This is a genomic window from Cryobacterium sp. TMS1-13-1, assembly GCF_004403125.1.
Classification (GTDB): domain Bacteria; phylum Actinomycetota; class Actinomycetes; order Actinomycetales; family Microbacteriaceae; genus Cryobacterium; species Cryobacterium levicorallinum.
The window spans coordinates 360,870-386,364 of the sequence record NZ_SOGX01000010.1; the positions used below are offsets into that span (position 1 = coordinate 360,870).

Sequence of the window (25,495 nt, forward strand, 5' to 3'; positions counted from 1 at the left end):
CACGCCCATGCGTGTGTTCCGCGACCAGATCTACGCGCTCTCCCCCGAGCGGGCACTGTCGAACACGGTCAGCGCCGGTGAGGTGTTCTCCTGCGTCACGCTCGACGCGTCCGGCAACCAGATCGCCGAGGGCAGGAACCACGCCGACCTCGACCCCGCCCGGGTTTTTCCCGTGAACGGAGCCCTGGGCCTTGCAGAAGTGCGGGTGGGCGATGCCGTGGGTATCAGCATCCGCTCGATCACGGCGTCGCCGTGGGGCCACACCTGGACCCGGCCGGGCCTCGGTGTGAACGCGCCACCGGAGTCCCACGTGCGGCGGCTGTCGTCGCAGCACCCCATCATCGACTGGGGTTCGGGGGCGCCGATCAGCGTGCCACCGCAGCTACACATTGGCACCATCGGGCTCCTGCCCGACACGGAGCGGCTGCCGCGCACCCTGGGACGCTACGGCGGCAACCTCGACTCTGTGCTGGCGCGGGCCGGTTCCACCGTGTGGATCACAGCGCAGGTGCCCGGCGGTGGCCTCTTTCTGGGCGATGTGCACGCGGCCATGGGCGACGCCGAGGTGTGCGGCACCGGCATCGAGGTTGCGGCCGAGGTGGAGCTCAGCGTGAGCGTGCAAACCGACTGGGCGCCGCGCTTCGCCACGATTGACAGCGACGAAAAGTACTCCATCATCGTGACCGGCGACACCTTCGACGACGCCCTCAGCCGCGGCGTGGGCGAATGCACCCGCCTGCTCGCTGCACACGCCGGCATGAGCACCGCCGACGCATACCTGGCTGTGGGACTGCTGCTCGAAGTGCGCGTGTGCCAGGTGGTGAACCCCCGCCGTAGCTTGGCGCTCTCGCTCCTGGGTGGAGCGGATGCTGCGCTCGGCCCGCCGTCCGCCGCGCGTTAACTCGGTGCCGTCACGGTCTCAGTCACAGCACCGCAACACCTTCGGTGCTCATCGGATCGGATTGGTGGAGCGAGCGGCTGAAGACGCGGGGCGCACATTGGCCAGCGCGAGGTGCCGGGGACTGTTCCGACCGACCTGGAGGCCAAGGTATTCATGCGTGCATGAGCCTCGAGCGATCTACGGGGATACCGGGCCGATCGCCGCGATGATTTTCAGCTGCACGGATCCGCCGGCGGTGGCCCGGTTCTGGAACTCGGCGCTGGACTGGACCTTGGATGAGTCCACCCACGAGCTGGCGCGGCTGAGGTGGGCCGCGGGGGCGGTCCATCTAGATTTCGTTCGCGTGCCTGAGATTACCGTGTGGCCCCGCGTTCACCTCGACCTGCGCCGTAGCTCGGTGATGACCAAGCGGCCGAGGTGCCTCGGTTACGAACGCTGGGCGCGGCCGATGTAGATATTGGGCAGGCCGACGTGCCGTGTGCGGTGCACACTGACCCCGCGGGCGACGAGATCTGAATCCTCACGCCGGGGTTTCCACGTGTTGGGCGCGCGCATCAGGGCTTCGATTTCCCGGCGGTTCGCGCGGAGCGCCGTTGTGCGGGACCTGCCTCGCCGGCCTTGGGTAGATAGGCGCCCGATCGCGCTTCGTCCCGCTCGGCATGCCAGAGCGTGCGGGTGGCGAGGGACGTGGCCTTCTGCGCATCCGCTTCGATCCTTGCCGCCTCGCGCCGTTGGGCCCGGCGGTCGCGGCGCAGCTCGCCGCGCGGTTCGACCAGCGCGGCTGTGTGTGCATCCGCTCGGTTGCGGTGTCTTTCACAGCGTGACCGTGCGCTCGGCCTGGCGCGTCGACCTCGGGGCGGCCCAGACGTCGTCTCGATGGGGAGCCGGCCGTGCCGACTGCATTTCAGATTCAAGCGGATGCCACCGCACCGGCGAAACGTACCGGTACGTCGTGCTGTAGGTCAGCGCGTACGGAGAGCCGTCATGCTCGATGATGTGGTCGGTCCGGCCGGCCGGGATGCGGTCGTAGACGTACTCATTATCGAGGGCGGCATCGGTTGTCGCCTCGCCGAGATCCCGTGGCTGCAGGTAATCGAAGGCAGCGGATGCTCCGCTCCGGTCGATCAGGTCGACCACAGCGTCGGCCTCAGCTCCTTGCAGGAAGACGACACTGATCCATCGAGCTGTGTGGTTCCTCGATTCGTACCCAGGCATGCGCGACTCCAATCACGATTTGGTTCGTCTTGGAGGTGCGCAGGGGACTACGCGGCACGGGACTGCGGTGACAGAATTGTGTACAGCGGCGTCGTGCCCGTCCGAGGGATCCCGATGCCCCCTTCGGAGGAAGAAACTCACGGCGACAATCGAGCTGCTTCACATCGCAGACTGTCCGAACTCGGAAGAACCCCTTCACCGCCTGCAGTGCGCGGTCGCGAACACGATGTCCTCGAACACATCAGTCAAGTCGACGCTGATGGATGCCGAGACGGCCGCACGTTTGCCCTTAGCCGGATCGCCGACGATCCTCGTCGACGGAATCGATCTCTTCCCCACAGGCGGCCGCACCAGCGCCCTCGCCTGCCGGAGCTCCGACCCAGCAGCAAATCGAAGCAGCGCTCGGGGCTCATGGATGACGCCTCAGAAATCACCTGCTCGTGTTGCGGTCGAATCTATCTGCGCCGCAGGATGCACGCACTCAGTGACACCGTCTTCATCTGCCGCCGATGCGGACTGTGGGTCGCGCTGCGGCTGCGGCCCGATCCGGTTGGGCACGATCAGGCCTAACTGGTCAGCTCCTGCTGTAATGTCAGTGCATGCTGACTATTGCTTCGCGAGTGGACGTCATGAACCGGTTGGGCCGAGCGATGGCAGATCCCACCCGGTCCCGGATATTGCTGTCCCTGCTCGATGGGCCGGGATATCCGGGTGCGCTGGCGCGTGAGCTGCAGTTGACGCGGTCGAACGTGTCCAACCATCTGTCGTGCCTGCGAGGCTGCGGAATCGTGGCCGCCGTTCCGGAGGGACGCTCGACTCGCTATGAGATTGCGGATCCTCACGTGACGAAGGCGCTCGTCGCCCTGATGGATGTCGTGCTCGCTGTCGATGACGGTGTCGGCTGCGTCGATGAGGCTTGCGACGTGCCGCTCTGTTGCGGGACCGACGCATGAGTCTCTCCGCTGACGACCAGGTGGTTGAGGCTCAGCGTGACCGAACGCAGATCCTCCGTCGTCGAATCCGTTGGATTGTCGCGGCGACCATCGCCTACAACGTTGTCGAAGCGATCATTGCGATCGCGGCTGGCAGTGTGGCGTCGTCAGCGGCCCTCATCGGGTTTGGCCTGGACTCCATCGTTGAAGTCCTCTCCGCTGCTGCGGTCGCTTGGCAGTTCGCAGCGCCTGATCCAGAGAAGCGGGAAAAGACCGCGCTGCAAGTCATTGCGTGGGCGTTCTTCGGACTCGCCGCGTATGTGACCGTCGATGCCGGGCTGTCCCTGTTCGGTGTTCGGGAAGCGGAACACAGCACGGTCGGCATTGTGCTGGCCGCGGTCAGCCTGCTGGTGATGCCCTTTCTGAGCTTCGCCGAACGCCGCGCGGGCCGGGAGCTGGGCTCAGCCACGGCGGTCGCTGATTCGAAACAAACCCTGATCTGCTCCTACCTGTCCGCGGCCCTGCTGGTTGGGCTGCTGCTGAATACCCTTTTCGGTTGGGCGTGGGCGGACTCGGTCGCGGCCCTCGTGATCGTGGTCTTCGCCGTCAGGGAAGGCCTCGAGGCGTGGCGCGGCGACGCCTGCAAAGTGCCCGTGGCTGCTCTGACCGGGGAACGCGACGTCGACCACGAAGACTGCTGCTGAAACACGTCACACGCGGCGACACAACGGAAGCGCCGCCGCCGTAAACGCCTGCGCCTGCTGGCCCACGAGCCGGCGCGTCTCACAGGACGCCTGAATCGCGGCCTGCTCGATCGACGCGACAGCAGCATCGAGCTCGTTAACACTCGGCGCGGTCACGCAGATGAGTCCAGTGGTGCGCAGCACGCCGTGGCCGGCGGTGAGGTCGGCTTCCTGGTGCAGGTGGTCGTCGTATTCGGCGGTGGCGGAGGCATCCTCTATTTGGCCGATGCGTGTGCGTTGGTGGGCGTCGCTGATCAGCTCAGTCTTCTTCTTGCGCAGGTCGCGCGCGGCCTGATCGGCGCGCACGGGCAGGTAGTGCAGCGACACCGTGCGCAGGATGCCGTTCGTGAAAACGAGAGGCGACAGGAAACCGGGGAACACCTGCGACCTCGGCCATTCGCTGATCCACAGCACCGCGTGAAACGCGCTGTCGGTGCGGAGATGATCCCAGCTCTCGGCGACCGCGACCGGCCCGGCCGTGGCGAGAGACCGCCCGATCAGACGAGCACGAGCTTGGAGAGGATGAGAGCGATAACGAATGCAACCCGTTTGGAGAACCAGCCTTTGGCGGCATCCCAGGTGGCGCAGGCGAGGGCGATCGGTCCGAAGACGATGGCCACCAGGAGTAGCGCTTTGCGGATGAGGAGGGAGAACCAGACGATGGCCGCGCCGCTGATGGCGAGGCCGGTCAGGAAGATCGTGAGGATGGCGCCGACGCCGGGTGTGCCGGGGCTGATCGCGGTGAGGCCTAGGGCGAGGAGCGCGATGCGGTCGCCCATGCCTTCCATCGTGTTGCCGCTGGCCTGCACAACGCCGATGGAGAGCTGGTCGGTGATTTCGAGAAGTAGGCCGGTGATAGTGATGATGACGAAGGATCCGAGCACCGATTTGTTGACGCCGATCGCGGCGCGGGAGAGCGCGGCGGGGTCGCGGTGTACGATGACCAGCCTTGACGACATGCTCGCCCGGCGCCCGGTAGATCGGGCCGCTGTCAACGCGCACAAAAAACGGATGCTCGACGAGGTGCGCGCCTATCGCCTCCGTGAGCTCCGCGAAGCGAACGACCTCACCCAGGTCGAACTTGCTGCCTTGCTGCACGTCACGCAGAATCGGATCTCACGCATCGAGAATGGTGACATCGAACGAACCCAGGTCGACACGCTCCGGAAGTATGTTGAGGCGGTCGGTGGCCGGCTCAAAGTTGAGGTCGAGATTGGCGATGAAACATACCAGATCGCCTGACCGGTTAAGCGTCCGAACAGATGCGAAGTACAGTCGCGGAAACGATCGTGAGCCGTCGCGGCGGGTTGGATGGCAGCATCCATTTGGGCAGTCACCGAAATTTTGGGGAAAGCCGCACTCCTCGTTTCGGCGCCCCGAGAGCGGCGAAACCTGTCGCTGAGCAGACGTGAGCCATGGCGTGTGGCCGATCCGCTCGATGACTGTCACTCGCCGTGGCGGGCTAGTGCGGGCCGCGAGTATGGAAAACTCGAAGGGTGAAGCCCAACCTTCAGTTCGCGACGTAATACCGCTGGGACTGGTGGCCCAGGCGGCGTTGCAGCTCGTAGGGGTCGTGGCCGGTCTCGGCGGCCAGGCCGTACCCTGCCGTGCGTTCGCGCGACGCGGTGTTTCGCCCCCAGTTCAGTGGAGGCTCTGAACTTTGGGCTCCGACGGTAGTCAGGGCGGGATTGTGTCGGTAGTAGATGTCTTGGTGCTCGACCGGTGGGATGAGGCCGATCAAGGTCAATCGCTATGCGGGTGCCGCGGGTCGCGCCAACCCGTCTAGCAGGATCAGTAACCTCGTTCCCCACACCTTGCCACACGGAACAGATTGCAAAGAGGAGGGCCGTGGCCACGAACGCAAGCCCAACGGACCGCGGCGCCCGGTTCTTGGCACTTGTCTCGGCAATTACTGCCGTGGTCGCGGTCTTCCTCGCTTGGTCTGATGGCGAGACTAGTCGCGAAGCCGTTCGCCATGCGCGCGTCGCCGTCGAGCAGGCACAGACGGCAAATAGGATCGCGAACGAGGCGAACGATGTCGCCGATGGCGCCAACGAACTCGCAAGCAAGGCGCTAGAGCAAGCGGATCTCGCCAACGAGTTGGCGCGCGAGGCAAACGACCTAGTGGGTGACGGAAATGACATCGCCGATTTCCTCGCCGACCGAGAAAAGCAAGAGTACGCGCGAGACTTTCAGGTCGTCGATCTTGGCTCATCCTTGCAGATACGAGGCGGACCGGATTCGGGCGGAGTAACGAACGTCCAGCTCGTAGTGCTGCACTGGAAGGCTGATGGGGCGGAGCCCGTCCTAGACTTCAACAACCCGGACCAAATCGACGTGTGGACTGCTCCAGTCTTTGCGTCATGCCAGTCCTCAACGGTCCCGGTGACCGCACCTCTGGCGTCCAATTTATACGTTCTTCGCTTTACGGATAAAGCCGGAGTCCAGTGGTCCAGATCACCCTGGGAACTTAGCGAGTGCCCAACGACGCCAAGCGCACAGGAGGAACTTGAAGCTTTTTTCGCCGACAACCCCGGCTCGGATCGAGCCTTAGCATTGCAGGAACTGGACGTCCCAGGTTGCACAGATTGATCGCCGCGATGATCCCATACACCCGGGGACAGCGTGTCAGTGCCGCGCAGCAGCAGCCGGTTCGCTCACGCGGGGTCGACCAGGCGCCCGCGAAGCCCCCTTTTGCTCGCGGACCAGGCGATGACGGACCGCGGGCAGCGCGTCGTAACCAAGCTTGACCAGGTGGAACGTGTCGACGCTGACCGCGGCCCACGGAAGGTGCGTGAGCACGGCCTTGCGGAACGCGGCGGACAGATCGATCGCGACGACCTCGACCCCGAAGAGCCCCATGTGGCTGAGTCGGTCGCGTGACTTGACAGATCCAGGCCGCGGATACTGGCAACTCCGGCGAGTACGCGCCCGCGAGCGTCGGGGCGAGCCGCGTCCACCCTAAGACCAGCGTTGCTGCGGGCGAGTCGGGCGCAGGTATGACGGAGGTCGTTCGGACGAGTAATCTTTGCCACATGATCGCCGGGGCTCGCCCAGCGAGGGAAAAGCAGTATGCACTATTTCGGTGCGACTCGCCACGGGTCTTTCGTCTGTCCTCACCAATGACGTGGCTGATGAGAACGTGGCTTCGGTACACAATGCGGGCCTGTCGAGAACCACATATTTTCCGCGAGGAGTGCACGTTCACCCACTGGCGACTTGATGGCAGTAACGCCTTCGCACGGCTTGACGGCGATATTGCCATCAGCTAACCTGAAGGGAATAAGACCGTCGCAAGGAGTTTGTCATGGCTGCCCGTGGAGAAGTGAAGGGCCCGGAGGGTCTTGGTCGGATGCTGCAGCAGGGCCGTCTCGTGAGCGGTTTGACGCAGCGCGATCTCGCGGAGAAGTTGGAGACCGACCAGAAGTACATCTGGGGCTTGGAGTCCGGCAAGAACACCATCGTGCTCGAGCGCATCTTCGCGATCATGCGGGAGACCGGTATCCGAATGTACATGGAGGTCGATGAGCCCCGCGACGACAGTTGGGAAGCGCCCCGTGAGTGACTTGCGCGTGGAACTCTACGGCGAGCTGGTCGGGCATCTGGTCGGCACGGGCCGTCGTACTTTTGATTTCGTTACGGCGAAGAATGCCGTCGATACTTTTGGACTCGGCAGCACGAATCTCTCCGCATCGGTGCCGTTCGACCTCATCAGTAGCCGCAGCAGGGCGGCTCGTCGACGCAACTTCTTCGCCGAACTTCTGCCCGAGGGCACCGCTTTGGACAACCTCGCCGCCGAGATCCGAGCCTCCACCGACGACACCATTGCGCTGTTGGCCCAATTCGGCCGAGACGTCGCCGGGGCCATTCAGATTTACGATCTCGAGGCGCAGGGGGAGCCGCGCACGCCAGCCATCGCGCTGGTTGACGGGGTCGAAGTGGGCCGGATGCTCACCAATACTCAAACCGCTCCTCTCGGAAACCGTCCGAGATCTGGCCGCACGTCCCTGGCCGGTGTGCAAGACAAGATCGTGCTCGCTCGACAGGACAGCCACTGGTTTCAGGTCCTCGAAGGGTATCCGTCGACCCACATCATCAAGCCGCCGTCCGTGCGCTTCCCGACTATCACCTTCGACGCGGAATACGGCTTCCGCGCGGCTAAAGCTGCCGGCCTCACCACGCTCCACACCTGGATCGAGGACTTCGGCGGAGTCCCTGGCCTTGTCATCGAGCGCTATGACCGTTCACCGCCCGTGCCGCAGGGACGCATTCACCAGGAAGACATGAACCAGGCTCTTGGCGCGTCGAAGAACGAGAAGTATCAAGAGTACGGCGGCAATGTCTCCCTCAAGTGCATAGCGGATGTCCTCGGTCGCGACGGCGACTGAGCTTCCGTCGAGCAGCTCCTTCGGCTCCTGACCGTTTCGCAGGCCGTGGGTAATCTCGATATGCACGCCAAGAACATCAGCATGCCCCACCTCCCGGACGGCGGCACGAGGATCACCCCGGCCTACGATGTCGTTCCGCAAACACACCTCGATAGCGACGGCAAGATGGCACTAGCGATCAACCGAAAATACAGCCATGCCGCCATCACTATCGATGACCTCATCGTCGAAGCCGAGGCGTGGAACGTGCGCGCTCCCCGGTCGATCATCACCTCAGCGCTCGAAGCCGTGGACGCTTTTGTCCGTTCAGAGAGCCCCGTTCAGCAGGCCTACGCCGAATTGCAGGACGACATTGCGCTGTTCACCAAGAATCTCCTCAATGGACGCCCCACGGGCAGTAGCGCCCGCACGTGAAGACTTGACGCACACACTTTTATTCAACGTTTATTGCCTGAGACTGACCGAGATGGGACGAGCGGTTGAGATAATGGTGAAGACATCTCACGCAAGAACCTCCTGATCAGGTCCAGATGCGTCGAGATCAACCGAGGCATCAGTCCGCACTTGGCCTGGTCCGAAAAGCGCCGGCGCAAACCGTCGGTCCCGGGTTCAAGTCCCGACCGTCCTACTATAAATTCGATCTGATCAGGCATTTTATTCGGATAAAATCGCCGAGAATTGATGATAGGAACATCGGTCCCGGGGTCAAATCTCGGGAGCCTCGTCAAAACGACACCTGATCAGGTCTTCTCTTCACCGGCGAACGTGTCACATTCGGAGTATTTCCATTAGTTCTGGGTTCGAGTCTCAATACCGAGATTGGAATTCCAGTGATCAGGAATTTCCAGCCCGCACAGATGCATGACACCCGATGCTGTCAACGTTTATTCCGGAAAGCTGCCTATTGTTGGCGCTGGCGCAAAAGATGCTCGAGTCATCTTGAGTTACTAAGAGCGACCGCGATCGCCGACGGGGGAGTTAGTCGGCGGCACTGTTGGTGCGCAGGGACAGGTGCTCATGGATACCGAGCCAGGTTCCGCCTGTGAGTGAAAGCACAATGGTCTCAGATTCCTGACTTGTCGACCGTTCGCCCGCCACTTCGGAGACTGTCTCGACATCGTGGGTGAACACGGCGACGGAGCCAACCAGCTGAATGCGGCGGTTCGTAGACGTGCATGAGATGACCGTGAATCCGTCTGATTCCCATTCCAGCCAGAGCTGCTCATACTCTTCCCGCGACTCCAGGCGCCGCCCGACGTTGTGGAACATGAAGGTTGCCTGCGGGCTGAACCGGGCGAAATAGGCGTCACGGTGGTGATGGCCGAAGTCCTCGATGATCTGGTCTGCTGCGGCCAACGCATCCGCTGAAACTGCTTCGGACATGCTCACGCTGCGGATCCGACTCGGCGTGCTGCGACCTTGGCGGCGGTGGACGAATGGTCGGTTTCGATGGCAGGGATAGTCGAGTCTCTGGTTGGTACGCCGCGTGCGCCTTGATCACCAAACACGAATCGGGGCTCGGGAAAGATCCAAAGCGCTCCAAGATAGAGAACGGCCGCCGAGATCACGGCGATCGCGAGGCTGAGATCGACGCCGCCGCCCAGATTGATGAAGGGTCCAACGATGATGGGCGGGTAGTTCGCAAAGAGCAGTCCGAGGGTAGCTGCTCCGATCCAAGCGACCATTCCGCGCCAGTTGACTCCGTTGTTGAACCAGTAGGCGCCGCCGATTTCACCTCGGTTGAAAACCTGGAGATCGCGCGGGCGAAAGCTGCCTCGGCGCACGATGTAGCCAATGGCCATGATGACCATCCACGGGGTGGTCGTGACGATGATGGCGCCGACGAAAGCGTTCACGGCGCCGAGCAGGTCGAAGAATATGCGGCCGGTCAGGATGAAGAGGAAGGCGACGATGCCGATACCGATGGTGGCCTGGGCGCGGGTGAACCGAGGAAAGACCGAAGAGAAGTCGAGGCCCGTGCCGTAGAGGGAGGTCGTGCCCGTCGACAGTCCGCCGATGAAGGCCACTCCCATGAGGAGTACCGCGTACCAGATGGGCGATGCCTGGATGAGGGCGACGACGTAGTCGCTCTCGCCAGCGACGATCGTTGCGGTCGCCACACCGAATAGGAAGGGAATGAGGGTGAGGGACTGACCGATCAGTGTTGCGCCGAGGATCTTGCGAGGCGGGGTGGTGCGGGGGATGTAGCGGGACCAATCTCCGAGGAACGCCCCGAACGAGATGGGGTTGGAGGCCACGATGAGCGCGGCGGCGACGAATGTCGGCCAGAAGGAGCCGAGCGCAAAGGCCGCGGGTCCGGGATTGTAGGAGCTGTCAAACACACCGTTGAACGCGACGATAGCCAGAAGGATGAGGATCGTGTTGGCGATGACCGCGGTCTTGTTCACCAGCAGCATGAACTGATAACCGAACACCACCACGACGATGACGATCACTCCGATCACTCCGTAGACCAGGGTGCGAAGTCCGATTGAGTCCGGTATGCCTCCAAGCCGGGTGAGCGCACCCACGAGTGCGTCGCCACTGACCCACACCGAGATGGAGTAGAAGGCGATGGCGGTGAGAAGGGAGAGGAACGAGCCGACCACTCGCCCGCGCACGCCGAAGAATGCAGCGGATGACACCGCGTTGTTGGTGCCTGTTTTCGGGCCGAATAGTCCCATCGGCATCAGGAAGAACGTGCCGACGAGCACTCCGCAGATCGTTGCGAGGGCGGCTTGCCAGAAGGATAGGCCAAGGACGATCGGGAAGGTGCCGAGCAGAACGGTGGCAAACGTGTTCGCGCCGCCAAACTGGATGCGGAGGAGGTCGAGCCAGGTCGAGGTACGGTCGGCGTCGGGAATGGTGTCGACGCCGAGGGTTTCAACCTCGGTGATTTTTGGCCGCGCGTTTAGCTCGACGGCGGGCGCGGTGTGATGAACGCCATTGTTGTCACTCATGGGTTTGCCTTTGACTCGTGGAGGGGGGGGCCGGCGGAGGCGGCAGGTTTTGATTGACACTAGCGGGATGTTGTCTCCTGTGCAATAGTTTTTGACTATGAAGACAAACAAGGTCGTGGATCTCTCCCTCCTGGTGAACGCAGACACCCAGGTCTATCCGGGAGATCCTGTGCCACGATTTGACCCGCACAGCACGATCGATCGCGACGGCTTTAACCTTCTCTCGGTGTCCATGGGGTCACAAACGGGCACCCACGTTGACGCTCCGTACCACTTTGATGATGCGGCCAAGAAAATCGATGAGTTGCCGCTGGACCGGTTCGTCGGCACAGGTGTACTCGTCGACGCCCGTGCCGCGGGCGCGCGCGGTCGCATCACATGGTCGTACTTCAAGCCCGTCGAGGCGCAACTTCTACCGGGAGCTATCGTGCTTCTCCACACGGGATGGAGCGCGCACTGCGGCTCACCGACCTACTTCGACAATCCATTCCTCGACGCCGATGCCTGCGCCAAACTCATTGCCCTGGGCATTCGCACCTTCGGGATCGACGCGATCAACATCGATGAGACACCGGACTCCACCCATCACGGTGAGGGCTTTCCCGTGCATCACCTCATTGCAGACGTCGACGGCGTGATCTGCGAGAACCTCACGAATCTTGCGTCGGTCGACTTCGATGAGCCCTTCATCTCCCTGCTGCCCATCGCCTTCGACGCGGCGGATGGAGCGCCCGTGCGGGCTGTCGCGCTGCAACTTACGCCATAGGCAGGCCGCACTCCCTGTCACCACCGGCTCGCAGATCACTCTTCCACCGATTCCCTCCAAGAAAGCTCCCATGAACAATCCGATCGGCCCATCCGACGCCAGCATTTCACCCCGCTATGCCGGCATCGCCACCTTCGCCCGACTTCCCCGCATCGAAGACGTGCCCAACGCAGACATAGCCGTTGTGGGTGTGCCGTTTGACAGCGGGGTCAGCTATCGCCCGGGAGCCCGCTTCGGCCCGGCCCACGTGCGCGAGGCCTCCCGGCTGCTCCGGCCCTACAACCCCGTGCAGGATGTAGAGCCATTCTCCGCCCAGCAGGTCGTCGACGCAGGAGATATTGCGGCGAACCCCTTCAATATCGACGAGGCAGTCGCTCAGATTGAGGCAGAGGCAACCCGTCTCGGCGCTGGAGGAACACGACTGATGACGATTGGGGGGGACCACACGATCGCCCTTCCCCTGCTGCGGGCGGTCACCAAGGTGACGGGTCCGGTCGCGGTGCTGCACTTCGACGCTCACCTCGACACGTGGGACACCTACTTCGGCGCACCTGTGACCCACGGCACGCCCTTTCGCCGCGCATCCGAGGAGGGTTTAATCGACCTCGAAGCCAGCCTGCACATCGGTATTCGTGGCCCGCTCTACGGCCGCAAGGACCTCACCGATGACGCCCGCTTGGGCTTCGCCGTCATTGCCGCCCACGAAGTCGAGACAGAGGGCGTTGCCGGAGTCGTAAAGCGGATGCTGGCCCGCCTCGGCAACCGCCCGGTATACGTGTCCGTCGATATCGACGTTCTCGACCCCGCTCACGCTCCCGGAACCGGCACCCCGGAGGCGGGCGGGCTGACGAGCAGAGAATTGCTGGCCATCATCCGTGCGCTGAGCGCCGTGCGGATCGTCGGAGCCGACGTCGTCGAAGTCGCCCCCGCCTACGACCATGCGCAGATCACGGCCGTTGCCGCCTCCCATGTCGCCTACGAAATCCTTTCGGCCATGACACCGCGCTAAGCCCGGCCGCGGCGACACCGGCCGTGCGTATGGCGGGGAGCGGCGAGAGATCGCGAGATACTGGGAAACAGTCCCACGTCAGGTCGAAACGCGTTAAGAAAGGCAAGGCACTGTGCGAGCTCTCAACCCGGCACCATCGGGCGCACCGCTCGCGATCGGAGCGAAACTCCGGGCAACGCGGCTAGCCCAGGCCTTGACGATCGCGGACGTAGCCGCGGCAAGTAACCTCAGCACCGGCTTCATCAGCAGAGTGGAGCGAGACGAGACCTCGCCCAGCGTGTCTTCGCTCGTGGCACTGTGCCAGGTGCTTTCCCTTCAGCTAGGCTCGCTCTTCGAAGCGCCCGATAACGAGGTCATAGCCCTCGCCGATGCGGCACTCATCAACATGGGCGGAAAGGGCGCGATCGAAAAGCTGCTCACCCCACGGGGCGAGTCTCGGGTGCAAGTACTCCGCTCGACCCTCGCCCCCGGAGCCTCAGGGGGAGACGAGCTTTACACGATCAACTGCGATGTCGAGGTGTTGCACGTGTTATCCGGGAGCCTCGTCCTTCGGCTGGTAGGCGGCGAAGTTGAGGTATCGGAGGGGGACACGATGACCGTCGCGGGGCGCCAACCCCACTCTTGGGACAACCGCAGTGGGGGACAGACCGAGCTTCTCTGGACCATCGTTCCGGCCGCATGGAGCGGCTCGTCCTGACGGTTCCCACAGTTCGGAACAACGGTTTGAGCGCGATCCGGTGCAGGAAGATTCCTCTGGAAAATGGTGTGCGCGAGACTTTCGCCGGCCGACATCCGGTTCTAAAATAATCGTAGGCAGCTTCTTTTATGCCCCGTCGCTCGTTGCGATGGCATGACTCTCCGTCTTTCAGGTTCTTGTTGCCGAACATCTGAAAGGCCGCGCCATGTTCGAACTCATTCTGGCCGCCACCTCCCGCACCTATTCTTTCTTGCGCCGGTTCATGCCGGCCGCCATCGTGATCGACGCGATTAACACGCGGCGCGGGCTGAAGTGGGGCGTGCCGGCGATGCTGCTCGCCGTTCCGTGGGCGCTTGCAGCTATCTATTGCCGAGCACACATCCGCCTTCACGGCGCTCTCCCGGCCGTGAACAGACACGCAATCATGGGTAGGCTCGACGAGATGCGTTTGCAGAACTTGTTGACGTTCCGCTCGGTGGGCAATGTCCCGTCGCGCTCGGCTTGAATGTGAAGGAAACACCGTGTCTGATCACGCAAGAATCAAGGGGCACACCGTGACCCGCACCGTGCACATCGAGGCCTCCCGCGCGCGCGTCTGGAAGGCGCTGACCGACCCCGAGGTGATGGTCAAGTGGTTTGGCGACGGTGTGGGCTTCGCCGCGCTCGAGCCCGGTGCTACTGGCAGCATCGACTGGGATGACTACGGCAGCTTCCCGATCGAAATCACCGAGGTCGTGCCCGACGGCTCGTTCGGCTTCCGTTGGTCGGGCATCCCCGCCGAACAGCTCGACGAGTACTCGACGCAAGTGCGTTTCACCCTCGCCGATGCTGGTTCCGGGACGGATGTCACGGTGATCGAATCGGGCTTCGACACTCTCCCCGGCGGCACCCGCTACCGTCGCGAACGTCTTGAGCAGAACCGAGAGGGCTGGGACGTCGAACTCGACGAGCTCGCGATGCTATTCGAGGGTGTCACTGAGTAGTTCACGCTCACGGGGGAGTCGCTCGACGAGTTGGCCACGTTGCTCGGCCGGTGGAGGACTATTTGGCGGAGCTCAGAGATTGTGCGTGAAAGCTCCCAAAATCTGCCCAGGGCGCGGTTCGTAAGAGGTTTCGCGTGCCTCGGAAAGCTTTAGGTTTCAAGGCGTCCGAAGGTCGAGTTGATCGATGTACGGCCGCACAGCTGTGTGGGACAACCCTCACCTCACCTGACGCGGCGTGACTCAACCGGTCGTTGGCTCGTAACGCTTCCAGCCACTGCGCGTCTACGTCATCCGGTGGGCGCGTTATGGGTCCTCGGTGCCCCAGTGATCTCGGTTCGGTCGAGGGCGATGCGGAGGTCGGCGATCAGGTCGTCGCCGTCTTCTAGCCCTACGGACATGCGGAGGTGTCCGTAGGTGCGGAACGAGTCGGGGTAGCTCTCGCGGGCTTCGGGGCCGACGTGCACGATCAGGGTCTCGTCGTGGCCGAGGGACACGGCCGAGGTGATGACGCGCAGGTTGCTGACAAACCGGTTCTGGGTGGCTGAGTCCCCGTCGATGGCGAACGCCATCATCGCCCCGAACCCGCGACCTTTGAACTGCACGGCAGCGAGGTCGTGCAGGGGGTGCGACGGCCGGCCTGGGTACTCCACGAACGCGATCCGCGGGTCAGCGTCCAGGAACCGGGCCACTTGTTCTGCGGAGGCCAGGTGTTGCCCGCCATCGCAGGCCCGCAGGCCGCTGCGAATGCGGCTGTCCACCTGGTTTCCCGCGGCCAGTTCGCCGGGAGGTGCACTGCTTGTGTTCATCGCGTCGTTCGGTGAACTGCTCCGGGTAGGTGTTGAAGGAACCAACTCCTCGGGAGCGGGACTGAATCGTCAGTGAGAGCCCGTCCCGGCAGAAACAATTCTTAGACGGTTCTGTGACGTGACGGGTAAGTCTGGGGGGATGAGCTCAGAAACCCGACCACTCCACAGGTTCGTTCGGACCGCTCTTCCCGCGGCTGGAGTCATTCTCACCGTCATAGCCACTGGGTTCGTGCTGACTGGGTCGGCGGGGTGGACGGCCGGGGAAATGAATGTTCTCCGGCAGGTAAACGCTGACCACAGCGCGCCTCTGGACGCGGTGGCCCTCGGCATTGACTGGCTGTTCAGCCCCGCAGTGGGCGTAGTACTGGTCTTGTTGGCAGCCGGGTCGGTGCTGCTGTTGACCCGGCGACCCGGCGCGGCGATCCGCTTCGTGCTGCTGGTGATGATTCCCACGCTGGGCGCCGACGTGATCAAACTCCTGGTGCAGCGGGCGCGACCTGACATACCGTCGCTGCCGCACATCCTGCTGCTTGAACCGGGCGGTCTCAGCTTTCCGAGCGGACACACCAGCTTCGCCGCCTGCTTCCTGCTAGGGGTCGTCCTCGTCACGGCCGGTCACCGATGGCATCCGTTTGTGATTGGAACGGCCGCGGTGGTGGTGCTCGCCACGGCTGCGTCCCGGGTCTATTTGGGGGTGCATTACCCGTCGGATGTGGTGGCGTCGATCGTGTACTCGCTTGCTGCCGTTGCGCTGGTGAACGCCGCCTCGGTGCTACTACTGGCACACTGGAGCGAACGTCGATCCGGCCTCCACGCTGGACCCGTGCACGGAGGAGTCTGGAATGCCCGCTGAGAGCACAGCTCGCCCCCGGCTGTTGTTGATCGAAGATGATGCCAAGCTCGGCCCGATGATCCGCGACGTGCTCACGGAAAACTACGATGTCACCCTGGTCGCCGACGGCGCGGAGGGACTCGCGGCCGGTCTCGCCAGCGAGTTCGAGGTCATGGTGATCGACCGGCGCCTGCCGACGCTGGACGGCCTCGGAGTGGTTGAAGCGCTCCGCCGCAAACTGGTGACCACTCCCATCCTGCTCCTCACTGCGCTGGGAACGACGGGGGACAAGGTGGCCGGGCTGGACATCGGCGCCAACGATTACCTGGTCAAACCGTTCGAATTCGATGAGCTCTTCGCCCGGCTCCGGGCCATCCGCCGGGTGTTTACCGGGGAGGGCCGCACGGTGCTGGTGGGCGCCTGGGAGTACTACCCCGACAGTCGCACCATCTATTCCCCGTATGACGGGCGCATCCTGCTGACGGTGAAGGAGAACGAACTGCTCAAATTGTTAGCGGATGCCCCACAACGCACGTTCTCCCGCCAGCAGATTTTGCAGACCGTGTTCAGCGCCGCGGACACCGCCGGAACGGTGGACACCTATGTGCACTATCTTCGCCGCAAGACCGACACCGACATTGTCCTCACCGTGCGCGGTGAGGGTTACCGCCTGGGACAGCCATGATCCGAAGCAGCACCCGCATCGTTGACAGCGACACCCTCGCCATCCGTCGGGCCTCCCGACTCGTCGGGACCCGCATCGCGATCGCGTGCGCCGCGGTTGTCGCGGTGGTCATCGTGGCCGTCTACGTTTACATCCTGTCCGAGATCTCGCCCGGTGAGCTGTTCGAACCGGTGCCCGACACCGACAATCTGCAGGTCAGCGCAGTCAACCTGCTGCGGGCCGCGGGAGTGTTGGGCGTGGCATTGATCATTCTGGCCGGAGTGTTGAGCTTTCTGGTCACCCGCCGGGCCGTGCAACCGCTCGGTGATGTGCTGCGCATCCAACGGGCGTTTGTCGCTGACGCCAGCCATGAACTCCGAACCCCGCTTGCGGTGCTTGATGCTCGCCTGCAAATTCTGCAGCGCACCCTCCCCGCCGATGACCCGTCGTCCTCGGTCGTTGCGGAGCTCCGCAGCGATGCGAAGGACCTCATCCACATCGTCAACGACTTGCTCGAATCTGCTGAAGTCGGCGGCGCGGCCGTGCACGACACCGTCGTCGTCGACCTGGTCGCTGCCGTCGATGCCGCCGTGCAATCGATGGCACTGATCGCCGTCGACAAAAACATCACCATTGAAATGGATGCGGCCCAGCCCGCGCCGGTGCGCGTGCCCGCCTCCAGCATCACCCGATGCGCGGTCGCGCTGTTGGATAACGCTGTGCGCTTCGCCCCCAGTGGGTCGATCGTCGCGGTGGGCGTGGCCGTGACTAAGAAGACGGTGGTGGTCACCGTGCGCGATCGCGGCCCCGGCATTCAAGGCATCGACCCCGCCCGCATCTTTGATCGGTTCGCGCACTCCGGCGTGGCCGTGGACGGTGGCGGGGACGCCCGAACGGGGTTTGGTATCGGCCTGTCCTTGGTGCGGGAAATTGCGGTGCGCTACAGCGGAGCCGTGCACGTCGTCGACAGCTCTACCGCAGGCACAGCGATCAGCCTCACCCTCCCGCGCGCGAAGCCAGCCGCGGCCTGATCCTTCGCCGGCGAGTAGAACACCACTCGCCGGGCACGTAAATGTCGATCTCGAGCGGTGGGTGGTCGCTTCTGTGAGAAGTCTTAGACGCCACCGTGTTCGCTGGTGTTACCGACCCCATCCCAGGAGGAACACATGTCCACGACCTCGACCATCTCCACGACCGTTTCGCCCGTCCGGAACATCCTCACCAAGGTGCCCGAGGTCACCCTCATCTTCTGGGTGATCAAGGTACTCGCGACAACAGTGGGGGAGACCGCCGCGGACTTCCTCAACGTCGACCTCGACCTGGGACTGACGATCACGTCGATCATTATGGCGGCCCTGCTGGTCGCCGCGCTGATCGTGCAATTCAGATTGCAGAAATACACCCCGGCGGTTTACTGGCTGGCCGTGGTGCTCATCAGCGTCGTGGGAACTCTGATCACCGATAACCTCACCGACAGCCTCGGCGTTCCCCTGTGGGTGACGACGGTCGTTTTCGCCATCGCACTGGCCGCGACCTTCACCGTCTGGGCCATCTCGGAGAAGACCCTGTCCATCCACTCCATCTTCACGACTCGGCGGGAGTCGTTCTACTGGCTGGCCGTGTTGTTCACGTTCGCCCTCGGGACTGCGGCGGGCGACCTCGTCGCCGAAGGACTCAACCTGGGCTTCTTCGTCGCGCTGCTCGTCTTCGCCGCCGCCATCGCGCTGGTCGCTGTGGCGTACTTCGTCTTCCACTTGAACGCTGTGCTGGCCTTCTGGATCGCCTACATCCTGACCCGCCCGCTGGGCGCATCCACCGGCGATCTGCTGTCTCAGCCTGTCGCTGATGGCGGCCTGGGGCTGGGGACCACGGGAACGAGTGTGCTGTTCCTGACGGTGATTCTCATCTTGGTGGTCGTACTCACCCGCCGCGCCCGCACCACGAACGCCCAACTGACGGCCACCGCCTAAACACCTCGCGCAGCAGCGGATGCCCGGATCGCCTTCAGAAAACTCAGAGAAAGTCCCTGCAGCATGAACACCATGATCGCCACCGCACTACCCACGTCCGGTTTTCTGGATCCGCAATCTGTGATCGCCGGCGCCGGCGTCTGGGGCCTCGTGGTCGTCTGCGCGATCGTGTTCGTGGAGACGGGCCTGCTCGTCGGGTTCTTCCTGCCCGGCGATACCCTGCTGTTCTTCACCGGCGTGCTCGTCCTCAGCGGGGTGATCAGCCAGCCGCTCTGGATCGTCATCCCGGCCATCGCCCTATCGGCGGTGCTGGGCGACCAACTCGGGTACATTATCGGGCGCACGACGGGCCGACGCATTTTCGACCGGCGCGACTCCGGCCTGTTCAGCCGAAAGAGCGTCATCCGAACGCAGGGGTTCTTTGATCGGTTCGGCCCGGCGGCCGTCACCATCGCCCGCTTCGTACCGGTCGTGCGCACCTTTGCCCCCGTCGCGGCCGGCGTCGGCAAAATGCGCCGGCGGGTGTTCACACTGTTCAACATCATCGGCGCCGTGCTCTGGACGACCGCGGTGGTGCTCCTGGGCTTCGGGCTGGCACACATCCCGGGCGTCGCCGATTTCGCCGCACGCTACATCGATCTCGTGCTGATCGGCATCGTCATCGTGTCGATCGTGCCCGTATTGATCAGGGCCGTCATCGCTCGTCGAGAACTTTCTCTCGCGCGGCGGTAGCGAGTTTGGGTCCCATCCACTGTCGCGGACGGTAGTCAGGTCGGTGCGACCTCGGCGCCGATTGCACGGTAGAACTGGTCGACGGCCATGCTGCTGTACTCGGCGTGATCGAATTTGCCTGATTCTACGTCGCCGGTGAGAAAGGCGTCGAGCCCCGTGGCGAGATCCTCATCGGTTTGCGGTACGACCAGGCCGAAGCCCGATGGGAGCGCGTTTTGAACGGATTCGAATTCGACAGTGACGATAGGCAGGCCCAGCACTAGCGCTTCTAGGATGACCATGGGCTGACCTTCATAGTCGCTGGAGAGTGCGAAACAGTCCGAAGCAGCCAGGACTGTGTACGGGTTGTGCTGCTCACCGGTGAGAATCACCGCCTCCTCGAGCCCGAGGGTCTTAACCAGAGATTCCAATGCGGTACGGAGCGGACCATCTCCAACAAGCACGAGTCGCGTTGTCGGCGTTTCCTTATGGACAATGTTGAACGCGCGGATCAGGCGAGCCTGATTTTTCTCAGGTGAGAGCCTCCCCACCGTAACAAAAGTCGTGATGTCGTTGGTCGAGAGGAGGGCATCGACCCACTCTGGGGTAATTCCGGTTTCTAGGTCCCGAGCCGTTTCGCGAAGGTCCTCGGAGGCGGCGCCTAGGATGTGTTCGGCATCGGCCGAGTTGAGCGCGAACGTAAATTTTGCTGGTTCCGCGTACGGGGCGAGGTGGCGCCCGTTGATTTGAGACAGCGTGGGTGAGACGGACACGAGGTGTTCGTATTGCGCATAGAGTGTGAAAATTTGGGTGAGGCTGTGCAGCATGCCTTTTTTGCCTTTGACCTTGCGGTGGGCGTCGGCGGCCAGATCATTGTGGAGCCAGATGGAGCGAATCGAGCGGGGAGAGTGCAGGAGGAGCACGGCCCAGAACGGTCCATAGCCGCTGAAGTCGACGACGAAGTCGAAGACGCTATCGCCGAAACATCGTGTCCATTCGTCGTCCCAGAGTGCTTTTTGTCTGGGCCGATCTTGGTGTTGGCTAATTTTTCCTCGCCGGAAGTCCAGACGCCGGGCCAACTGATCCGGCGCCGAGCCGTTCATCCCACCAACGCGGGGAAACTGACGCACAGCAGGATGAATCGCGAGTTGATTTTCTATCGCTGCGGGCGCTTTGCTCTGGCCGAAGCAGGCTGACACGTCGAATCGGGAGTGATCGATGTTTTGGAGCAGGTTCAGCGCGGAGGTGGTTATACCGTTTGAGCGCATACCGCCCAGGTAGATCAATATGGATGGGCGGTGCTCGGATGCCACCGGGTGCACGTTGTACGGTTGCACGTTGCCTCGAAAGACGACGTCGATAATTCGTTCGCTGGCACGCCCGTCGTCTCGACCACAAAAGACCTGCTGGCTGTTGCGGTGACGCGCGGCTGACTCCTGCGACAGTTCGCCGGTTTCGAGAATATCAGCGAGTTGATCTGCCAATTCGTCGGTGGTCCGGCAGATCGGACCCGGCCACTCCTCGGGCTCGAAATAGAGTCCTCGTGTACCGGAATAGTCGTCCAGGTCGGGGGTGAAAAAGAGGATCGGCCGCCCCGTGGCCAGAAAATCAAAGAAAATGCTCGAGTAGTCCGTAATGAGGACCCCGGTCAGGCCAAGGATGACGTTGCTGGGCATGTCGTTGGGCACGAGAAAGCGCGAGATTTCGGGCCGCGACGCGGCAAGGGAATGAACGATCTGATGCGTTTTGAGAAGTACGACGTACTTGCTGGTGTCGATTCGCGCTGTGAGTCGGGTGACGTGATCGAGTAGCTGGTCGATATCGTCAGCGGGGCGCGCGAAGGACTTACCCTTCCAGGTCGGTGCGTACAGGATAATCGTGCGATCACCCAGAGCGATGCCCGCAGCGGTCAAGCGTGCTCGCGCAGCCTCTGCAGCGGCGGGGCTGAGGGTTTGCCGGTCGATCCTGGGAGACCCCTCCTCGATGATCAGGCTGCGGGATATACCGCTGAGTTTGTATGCTTTTTCATACATTTGCTCGGCCATGAATGGGTTGGCGGCGAGCAGATAATCGGCGGCAACAAAGTTGCGGAGAATATTTGCTGTTGCGAGTGCGCCACCGTCGATGTCGTAGCCCATGCGTTTTAGTGGCGTGCCATGCCAGGTATTGAGGTAGGTCTGACCGGCTCGTTTGCTGAATTGGGGTGGGAACGTGGCGTTGTTGATGAGATATTCGCTGGTCGCGAGGGCGCGGTAATACGACGATGTTCCGTGACGCACGAACGAAACGTTGGGAACGCCGGCGAACTCCGTTAACGTCGCACGGTGCTGGCGCGGGTCTGATAGCACCCAAATGTGCTGGAGCTGTGCCAGATCAGGAGTTGCCAGGATTTGGCGGAAGATGGCCTCCGGGTTGCAGAGCATTCCGTTGCCCGCGAACGACTCATAGAGCACTGTGCCGGTTTCAATGGGGGCGGTGCGCCAATGGGCGTGAAATTGTGATTGGGCGAAACGTTTGGCACGTGATGCAAGCCGCTTGATCTGTAAAAGTTTCATGTCCCGCATTGCCTCATTGGTGCTGTTCGTAATCAGTTTCGTCGTGTGTTCCGGTGCTCTGCCGGCTGGTCATCGTCCACGTCACTGTTCGCTTGCTGCTGGGCAAGTTCAGATGGAAGGACAATGAGTCCCCACATCGCTGTTGCTCCGATGACAGCGGCCGCACCGACCGCAAGGAGGCGCCAATCCATGTGGATTCCTTAGTCCTGGTGACTCGATTAGTGTAGACGGACGCGGGTGAATCCCGACCGCCTCGCTGTCGACACGGTCGTCGCGAGGCAGCGCGTTGACGAGGTAACGGAGTGGCCATGACCAAGCCGACGCTGCCGGCCATGGCCACTCTTTCGACGTTACTTCTCGTCGGCTCCGCCTTCGTGGTTGACGTCGACGCCCTCGGGATCGGCGTGTCCACCGTCGTTGCCGTCATCCGGGGTGGCAGCTTCGGAACCCGGAGTCTCGACCGCCGACTCGGATTCGGGTGCTTCCGTGGTACCGGGAGTGGATGGGTCAACTACCGCGGCGGTCGCCGTCGGCGCTACGGGCGTCGCTGCTAGGGCGGCGCCGCTACCGATGCCGGTCAGGGCAAGAACAATGATTCCAGCGGCAATGATCTTTTTCTTGTTCATGTGGTGCTCCTTGAGGGGTTGAGTGGGTGAACAATGACGACTCTCGCACCCCGGGGTAAGACGTCGGTAAGTGCGGCTGGCAAGAAGCTGAGCCGACCCCGGAGGCTGCGGAGAGCTGCAGCTTGCGACGTCATTGATACGCGGGGGCAGAGAAGGCGCTCCGTGGACGGGACAGGCTGGTTAGCATGAAGGAATGCAGATTCTGCCGCGGACAATGCGTACTCGTTATAAACGGCTCCTCAACAGGCTTCGTCGAGCAGCAGCATCCGAGGTGTACGCCTTCTGGCGTCGCCAGCCGATCGATCCGCGTGTTGTACTTTACGAATCCTTCTCGGGTAACGGCATGTTGTGCAACCCCGAGGCAATTTTTCGAGGCGTGCGTGCGGCGCCTGATTTCACCCACCTGAATCATGTGTGGGTGCTGGCGAACGAGCGCGCGAACCGGAGCGTTGTTCACGAATTTGCGCATGATCCATCCGTGAGGTTCGTTCGACCGAATTCAGTGGGCTATTACCGGGCTTTAGCGACCAGTGCATATCTGGTCAATAACGCAACCTTTCCCGAGCAGTTCAGCAAGCGAGCGGGTCAGACCTACCTCAATACCTGGCATGGCACGCCGCTGAAACGCATGGGCTACGACATCGGAGATCGCGCGTCTCGGGTCGGCAACGTGATTCGGAATTTTCTAGCCGCCGACTATCTGCTAGCGGCAAACCGGTTCATGACGGAGCAGATGTATGAGCGGGCCCATCTTCTGCACAATATCTATCGAGGCCAGATCATCGAAGAAGGATATCCGCGGATTGACTACCAATTCGCTGACTCGCGTGGTGTCCTGGCTATAGTCCGCAACCTCGAAGCGAACGGCTTACCTATCGATGGGCGAAAGATCATTCTCTACGCGCCGACGTGGAAGGGGGAATCCTTTGCCAGGCCGACCGACGACGCGGACGAGCTGATCAAACGGGTCACCGAGCTGGAAGCGTCGATCGACACCGACCACTATGTCGTGCTTTTGAAAGTGCATCAGGTGGTCCACAAATTCGCCGCGGATCGCAAAGAATTTCGGGGGCGGCTGATACCCAACGACATCCCCACGAACGCTGTCCTCGCCGCGACCGCAGTCCTGGTAACGGACTACTCCAGTATTTTCTTCGATTTTCTGGCGACAGGGCGACCCATTGCCTTTCTGACACCGGACATCGACGATTACGCCGGATATCGGGGCCTTTATCTGGAGCCGACCGAATGGCCCGGACCTGTCGTTCGAACCGTAAGCGAACTCGCCGTGGAGCTGAACATCATCGCGGCGTCCGGGCAGCGACCGGAAATTGCCCAGAAGTATCTCGCTATGCAGAACAAGTACTCGGCTCAGGAGGATGGTGGCGCCACCGGTCGAATTATTGACATCGTCTTTCGGGGCAAGCGAGAGGGCTACTCAGTGCGACCGGTGCACCGGGACGGGCGACCCTCGATGCTTATTCATGTCGGCAGCCTGCGGCAGAGCGCAATTACGACGTCGGCGTTGAACCTTCTGGCTGCCCTCGATCATGACCGGTACGACGTTTCTGTCGTATTCTCAAACAGCCGCATCCCGGTTGTCCTGCATAACCAGCAACAAATTCACTCCTCCGTGCGTCAATTTGTTCGAGTTGGCGGGATGAATGGTTCCAAGGTCGCCCACTTCAGGAGGCGGCTCGACTGGTATCGCGGTGACTTCAGCGCACATCTGCACCAGCAGCAGCGACTCTGGGATGAAGAATGGATGCGGTGCTTCGGTACCAGCCGATTCGACTACGCCATCGACTTCAGCGGAATCGGACCGCTCTGGGCAACACTCATGTTGCATGCGCCGGTTGCCCAGAAATCAATCTGGTTGCGAAACGAGTCGGCCACAAAGAACATTCACGCCGATGACGGGACCGCCCAGCCGGTGACGAGCATTTCGTCGCTGTATGGGGAGTACGACAACCTGGTCTCCGTTTCCGCCGAACTCGCACAGCGTAATGCCATCGATCTTGCCCGTGTTGCCACGCCAGAGAATTTTGTGTCAGCGCGCAACGTCGTAAATGCCGCTCAGATCCGCAGTGCTGCCGCAATCGATATCCGGCGCGCCGTCCTTGGGAACACACCGGACGACGTGCCCTGGTGGGTAATCGGCCTCGCGTCAGAGTCCGCGCTGGTCAACTTTGTTACCGTCGGGCAGCTCTCGGCCGAAAATGACCATGCGCTCCTCATCCGTGCATTTGCTGACGTGCACTCGCAGCGTCAGGACACCCGACTGGTGATCATTGGCACCGGACCGCTCCGAGCGCGCTTGCACGATCTGATCTGTGAACTGGGCGTCGACGAATCGGTGATCCTCACCGGGCATCAAGCGAACCCATATTCCATCATGGCCGCGGCCGACTGTCTCGTGCTCGCGAGCGATCACGAGGAACAGACAATGGTGCTCGTCGAAGGGCGCATTCTGGACCTCCCCGTCATCAGCGTCGCGTTCGACTCAGCACGGGACTTCCGCCGCGACGAGAGTGGGCTGGTCGCCACAGCCACAGGCATAGATCCGGAAGTCGCAGCCGGCATGCGCGCCTATCTGGCCGGGTCCGTTCCGACGGTGAAATTCAACGAATACGACTACAACGCCGAGTCGGTAGCTCAATTCTTGAATGCCATCGGGGCGACAGCGGCGAGGCAAGTATCGGACCGGGCTTAGCGTGTGCTTACCTAATGGTGGGAT

26 protein-coding genes and 4 pseudogenes are annotated in these 25,495 nt (G+C 62.4%); 20 read left to right on the top strand and 10 right to left on the bottom strand.

What is annotated here, in order from left to right; genetic code table 11:
- Positions 1-7: 7 nt before the first annotated feature.
- Positions 8-901 carry an acetamidase/formamidase family protein gene (locus tag E3T31_RS11025; RefSeq protein WP_134468749.1) on the top strand — a complete coding sequence of 298 codons (894 nt, stop codon included), beginning with the start codon at positions 8-10 and terminating at the stop codon, positions 899-901.
- 235 nt (positions 902-1,136) lie between these two features.
- Positions 1,137-1,355, top strand: coding sequence for a VOC family protein (locus E3T31_RS18725; RefSeq protein ID WP_370304600.1), 219 nt, complete (start codon positions 1,137-1,139; stop codon positions 1,353-1,355).
- Between the two features lie 359 nt (positions 1,356-1,714).
- Here E3T31_RS18725 and E3T31_RS11030 read toward each other — a convergent pair whose 3' ends face one another.
- A complete protein-coding gene (locus E3T31_RS11030; RefSeq protein ID WP_134468750.1) occupies positions 1,715-2,116 on the bottom strand; it encodes a hypothetical protein in 402 nt (133 codons plus the stop codon).
- 599 nt (positions 2,117-2,715) lie between these two features.
- On the opposite strand from E3T31_RS11030, the gene E3T31_RS11035 reads away from it, so the two are divergent.
- Together E3T31_RS11035 and E3T31_RS11040 are read left to right on the top strand one after the other, a co-directional pair.
- A complete protein-coding gene (locus E3T31_RS11035; RefSeq protein ID WP_134468751.1) occupies positions 2,716-3,069 on the top strand; it encodes a helix-turn-helix transcriptional regulator in 354 nt (117 codons plus the stop codon).
- Positions 3,066-3,752 (top strand): cation transporter, encoded by a 687-nt coding sequence (locus E3T31_RS11040; protein WP_134468752.1) that lies wholly within the window; start codon positions 3,066-3,068, stop codon positions 3,750-3,752. The genes E3T31_RS11035 and E3T31_RS11040 overlap by 4 nt, the downstream gene beginning before the upstream one ends.
- 6 nt (positions 3,753-3,758) lie before the next feature.
- Here the strand turns inward: E3T31_RS11040 and E3T31_RS11045 are convergent.
- Together E3T31_RS11045 and E3T31_RS11050 are read right to left on the bottom strand one after the other, a co-directional pair.
- Positions 3,759-4,289, bottom strand: a pseudogene (locus tag E3T31_RS11045) (SCO6880 family protein); the annotation flags it as partial.
- A 2-nt stretch (positions 4,290-4,291) separates the two neighbouring features.
- Positions 4,292-4,732, bottom strand: a pseudogene (locus E3T31_RS11050) (conjugal transfer protein TrbL); the annotation flags it as partial.
- Between E3T31_RS11050 and E3T31_RS11055 the strand changes: the two are divergent.
- Entirely contained in the window at positions 4,731-5,033 is a 303-nt protein-coding gene (locus E3T31_RS11055) for an XRE family transcriptional regulator (RefSeq protein ID WP_134468753.1), read from the top strand. The pseudogene E3T31_RS11050 and the gene E3T31_RS11055 overlap by 2 nt on opposite strands.
- Positions 5,034-5,301: 268 nt before the next feature.
- Here the strand turns inward: E3T31_RS11055 and E3T31_RS11060 are convergent, their stop codons facing one another.
- The gene (locus tag E3T31_RS11060; RefSeq protein ID WP_134468754.1) at positions 5,302-5,532 is read right to left on the bottom strand and encodes a hypothetical protein; all 231 of its coding nucleotides are present in this window, start codon (positions 5,530-5,532) and stop codon (positions 5,302-5,304) included.
- Positions 5,533-5,639: 107 nt separating this feature from the next.
- Here E3T31_RS11060 and E3T31_RS11065 point away from each other — a divergent pair, with 107 nt between their 5' ends.
- Positions 5,640-6,383 carry a hypothetical protein gene (locus E3T31_RS11065; RefSeq protein ID WP_134468755.1) on the top strand — a complete coding sequence of 248 codons (744 nt, stop codon included), beginning with the start codon at positions 5,640-5,642 and terminating at the stop codon, positions 6,381-6,383.
- 36 nt (positions 6,384-6,419) lie between these two features.
- Here the strand turns inward: E3T31_RS11065 and E3T31_RS11070 are convergent.
- Positions 6,420-6,638, bottom strand: a pseudogene (locus E3T31_RS11070) (transposase); the annotation flags it as partial.
- Positions 6,639-7,098: 460 nt separating this feature from the next.
- Here E3T31_RS11070 and E3T31_RS11075 point away from each other — a divergent pair.
- The 3 genes and pseudogenes from E3T31_RS11075 to E3T31_RS18060 form a co-directional block, all read left to right on the top strand.
- Entirely contained in the window at positions 7,099-7,356 is a 258-nt protein-coding gene (locus E3T31_RS11075) for a helix-turn-helix domain-containing protein (RefSeq protein ID WP_134468757.1), read from the top strand.
- Positions 7,349-8,179 (top strand): type II toxin-antitoxin system HipA family toxin, encoded by an 831-nt coding sequence (locus E3T31_RS11080; RefSeq protein ID WP_198417004.1) that lies wholly within the window; start codon positions 7,349-7,351, stop codon positions 8,177-8,179. Before E3T31_RS11075 ends, E3T31_RS11080 begins: the two co-directional genes overlap by 8 nt.
- Positions 8,180-8,194: 15 nt before the next feature.
- Positions 8,195-8,593 (top strand): annotated as a pseudogene (locus E3T31_RS18060) (HipA domain-containing protein); the annotation flags it as partial.
- Between the two features lie 564 nt (positions 8,594-9,157).
- Here E3T31_RS18060 and E3T31_RS11085 read toward each other — a convergent pair.
- Both E3T31_RS11085 and E3T31_RS11090 read right to left on the bottom strand, forming a co-directional pair.
- Complete coding sequence (locus tag E3T31_RS11085) at positions 9,158-9,562, bottom strand: nuclear transport factor 2 family protein (RefSeq protein WP_134469268.1); 405 nt, start codon at positions 9,560-9,562, stop codon at positions 9,158-9,160.
- A 2-nt stretch (positions 9,563-9,564) separates the two neighbouring features.
- Entirely contained in the window at positions 9,565-11,139 is a 1,575-nt protein-coding gene (locus tag E3T31_RS11090) for a cytosine permease (RefSeq protein WP_134468758.1), read from the bottom strand.
- A 97-nt stretch (positions 11,140-11,236) separates the two neighbouring features.
- Here E3T31_RS11090 and E3T31_RS11095 point away from each other — a divergent pair, with 97 nt between their 5' ends.
- From E3T31_RS11095 to E3T31_RS11115, 5 genes are all read left to right on the top strand, one after another.
- A complete protein-coding gene (locus E3T31_RS11095; protein ID WP_134468759.1) occupies positions 11,237-11,905 on the top strand; it encodes a cyclase family protein in 669 nt (222 codons plus the stop codon).
- A gap of 70 nt (positions 11,906-11,975) precedes the next feature.
- On the top strand, positions 11,976-12,914 hold the full coding sequence (gene speB / locus E3T31_RS11100) for an agmatinase (RefSeq protein ID WP_134468760.1): 939 nt from the start codon (positions 11,976-11,978) through the stop codon (positions 12,912-12,914).
- A gap of 112 nt (positions 12,915-13,026) precedes the next feature.
- Positions 13,027-13,611: a cupin domain-containing protein gene (locus tag E3T31_RS11105; RefSeq protein WP_134468761.1), complete on the top strand. Its 585-nt coding sequence runs from the start codon at positions 13,027-13,029 to the stop codon at positions 13,609-13,611.
- A 205-nt stretch (positions 13,612-13,816) separates the two neighbouring features.
- The gene (locus E3T31_RS11110) at positions 13,817-14,116 is read left to right on the top strand and encodes a hypothetical protein (protein WP_134468762.1); all 300 of its coding nucleotides are present in this window, start codon (positions 13,817-13,819) and stop codon (positions 14,114-14,116) included.
- Positions 14,117-14,132: 16 nt separating this feature from the next.
- Positions 14,133-14,594: an SRPBCC domain-containing protein gene (locus tag E3T31_RS11115; RefSeq protein ID WP_166788482.1), complete on the top strand. Its 462-nt coding sequence runs from the start codon at positions 14,133-14,135 to the stop codon at positions 14,592-14,594.
- A gap of 287 nt (positions 14,595-14,881) precedes the next feature.
- Here E3T31_RS11115 and E3T31_RS11120 read toward each other — a convergent pair whose 3' ends face one another.
- Positions 14,882-15,400, bottom strand: coding sequence for a PLP-dependent transferase (locus E3T31_RS11120; protein ID WP_134468764.1), 519 nt, complete (start codon positions 15,398-15,400; stop codon positions 14,882-14,884).
- A gap of 265 nt (positions 15,401-15,665) precedes the next feature.
- Here E3T31_RS11120 and E3T31_RS11125 point away from each other — a divergent pair, with 265 nt between their 5' ends.
- The 5 genes from E3T31_RS11125 to E3T31_RS11145 all read left to right on the top strand — a co-directional run bounded on the left by E3T31_RS11125 (position 15,666) and on the right by E3T31_RS11145 (position 19,598).
- Positions 15,666-16,253 (top strand): phosphatase PAP2 family protein, encoded by a 588-nt coding sequence (locus E3T31_RS11125; RefSeq protein ID WP_166788483.1) that lies wholly within the window; start codon positions 15,666-15,668, stop codon positions 16,251-16,253.
- Positions 16,243-16,917: a response regulator transcription factor gene (locus tag E3T31_RS11130; RefSeq protein WP_134468766.1), complete on the top strand. Its 675-nt coding sequence runs from the start codon at positions 16,243-16,245 to the stop codon at positions 16,915-16,917. Before E3T31_RS11125 ends, E3T31_RS11130 begins: the two co-directional genes overlap by 11 nt.
- Positions 16,914-17,927, top strand: a complete 1,014-nt coding sequence (locus E3T31_RS11135; protein ID WP_134468767.1) for a sensor histidine kinase KdpD — start codon at positions 16,914-16,916, stop codon at positions 17,925-17,927. Before E3T31_RS11130 ends, E3T31_RS11135 begins: the two co-directional genes overlap by 4 nt.
- Before the next feature lie 135 nt (positions 17,928-18,062).
- Entirely contained in the window at positions 18,063-18,866 is an 804-nt protein-coding gene (locus E3T31_RS11140) for a hypothetical protein (protein WP_134468768.1), read from the top strand.
- A 63-nt stretch (positions 18,867-18,929) separates the two neighbouring features.
- A complete protein-coding gene (locus E3T31_RS11145; protein ID WP_134468769.1) occupies positions 18,930-19,598 on the top strand; it encodes a DedA family protein in 669 nt (222 codons plus the stop codon).
- A 35-nt stretch (positions 19,599-19,633) separates the two neighbouring features.
- On the opposite strand, the gene E3T31_RS11150 is transcribed toward E3T31_RS11145, so the two are convergent.
- Both E3T31_RS11150 and E3T31_RS11155 read right to left on the bottom strand, forming a co-directional pair.
- The gene (locus E3T31_RS11150) at positions 19,634-22,132 is read right to left on the bottom strand and encodes a glycosyltransferase (protein ID WP_134468770.1); all 2,499 of its coding nucleotides are present in this window, start codon (positions 22,130-22,132) and stop codon (positions 19,634-19,636) included.
- Between the two features lie 350 nt (positions 22,133-22,482).
- On the bottom strand, positions 22,483-22,758 hold the full coding sequence (locus E3T31_RS11155) for a hypothetical protein (RefSeq protein WP_134468771.1): 276 nt from the start codon (positions 22,756-22,758) through the stop codon (positions 22,483-22,485).
- Positions 22,759-22,951: 193 nt separating this feature from the next.
- Between E3T31_RS11155 and E3T31_RS11160 the strand changes: the two genes are divergently transcribed.
- Positions 22,952-25,471, top strand: a complete 2,520-nt coding sequence (locus tag E3T31_RS11160; RefSeq protein ID WP_241977839.1) for a glycosyltransferase — start codon at positions 22,952-22,954, stop codon at positions 25,469-25,471.
- Positions 25,472-25,495 lie beyond the last annotated feature (24 nt).

What these genes read in the sequence shown, in the direction of transcription:
- E3T31_RS11145 (WP_134468769.1), top strand. Translation starts at nt 18,930, where the DNA reads ATGAACACCATGATCGCCACCGCACTACCCACGTCCGGTTTTCTGGAT.
- E3T31_RS11095 (WP_134468759.1), top strand. Translation starts at nt 11,237, where the DNA reads ATGAAGACAAACAAGGTCGTGGATCTCTCCCTCCTGGTGAACGCAGAC.
- E3T31_RS11090 (WP_134468758.1), bottom strand. Translation starts at nt 11,139, where the DNA reads ATGAGTGACAACAATGGCGTTCATCACACCGCGCCCGCCGTCGAGCTA.
- E3T31_RS11140 (WP_134468768.1), top strand. Translation starts at nt 18,063, where the DNA reads ATGTCCACGACCTCGACCATCTCCACGACCGTTTCGCCCGTCCGGAAC.
- E3T31_RS11155 (WP_134468771.1), bottom strand. Translation starts at nt 22,758, where the DNA reads ATGAACAAGAAAAAGATCATTGCCGCTGGAATCATTGTTCTTGCCCTG.
- E3T31_RS11130 (WP_134468766.1), top strand. Translation starts at nt 16,243, where the DNA reads ATGCCCGCTGAGAGCACAGCTCGCCCCCGGCTGTTGTTGATCGAAGAT.
- E3T31_RS11125 (WP_166788483.1), top strand. Translation starts at nt 15,666, where the DNA reads ATGAATGTTCTCCGGCAGGTAAACGCTGACCACAGCGCGCCTCTGGAC.
- speB (WP_134468760.1), top strand. Translation starts at nt 11,976, where the DNA reads ATGAACAATCCGATCGGCCCATCCGACGCCAGCATTTCACCCCGCTAT.
- E3T31_RS11055 (WP_134468753.1), top strand. Translation starts at nt 4,731, where the DNA reads ATGACCAGCCTTGACGACATGCTCGCCCGGCGCCCGGTAGATCGGGCC.
- E3T31_RS11135 (WP_134468767.1), top strand. Translation starts at nt 16,914, where the DNA reads ATGATCCGAAGCAGCACCCGCATCGTTGACAGCGACACCCTCGCCATC.
- E3T31_RS11150 (WP_134468770.1), bottom strand. Translation starts at nt 22,132, where the DNA reads ATGAAACTTTTACAGATCAAGCGGCTTGCATCACGTGCCAAACGTTTC.
- E3T31_RS11085 (WP_134469268.1), bottom strand. Translation starts at nt 9,562, where the DNA reads ATGTCCGAAGCAGTTTCAGCGGATGCGTTGGCCGCAGCAGACCAGATC.
- E3T31_RS11030 (WP_134468750.1), bottom strand. Translation starts at nt 2,116, where the DNA reads ATGCCTGGGTACGAATCGAGGAACCACACAGCTCGATGGATCAGTGTC.
- E3T31_RS11160 (WP_241977839.1), top strand. Translation starts at nt 22,952, where the DNA reads ATGCAGATTCTGCCGCGGACAATGCGTACTCGTTATAAACGGCTCCTC.
- E3T31_RS11035 (WP_134468751.1), top strand. Translation starts at nt 2,716, where the DNA reads ATGCTGACTATTGCTTCGCGAGTGGACGTCATGAACCGGTTGGGCCGA.
- E3T31_RS11040 (WP_134468752.1), top strand. Translation starts at nt 3,066, where the DNA reads ATGAGTCTCTCCGCTGACGACCAGGTGGTTGAGGCTCAGCGTGACCGA.
- E3T31_RS11025 (WP_134468749.1), top strand. Translation starts at nt 8, where the DNA reads ATGCGTGTGTTCCGCGACCAGATCTACGCGCTCTCCCCCGAGCGGGCA.
- E3T31_RS11075 (WP_134468757.1), top strand. Translation starts at nt 7,099, where the DNA reads ATGGCTGCCCGTGGAGAAGTGAAGGGCCCGGAGGGTCTTGGTCGGATG.
- E3T31_RS11110 (WP_134468762.1), top strand. Translation starts at nt 13,817, where the DNA reads ATGTTCGAACTCATTCTGGCCGCCACCTCCCGCACCTATTCTTTCTTG.
- E3T31_RS11120 (WP_134468764.1), bottom strand. Translation starts at nt 15,400, where the DNA reads ATGAACACAAGCAGTGCACCTCCCGGCGAACTGGCCGCGGGAAACCAG.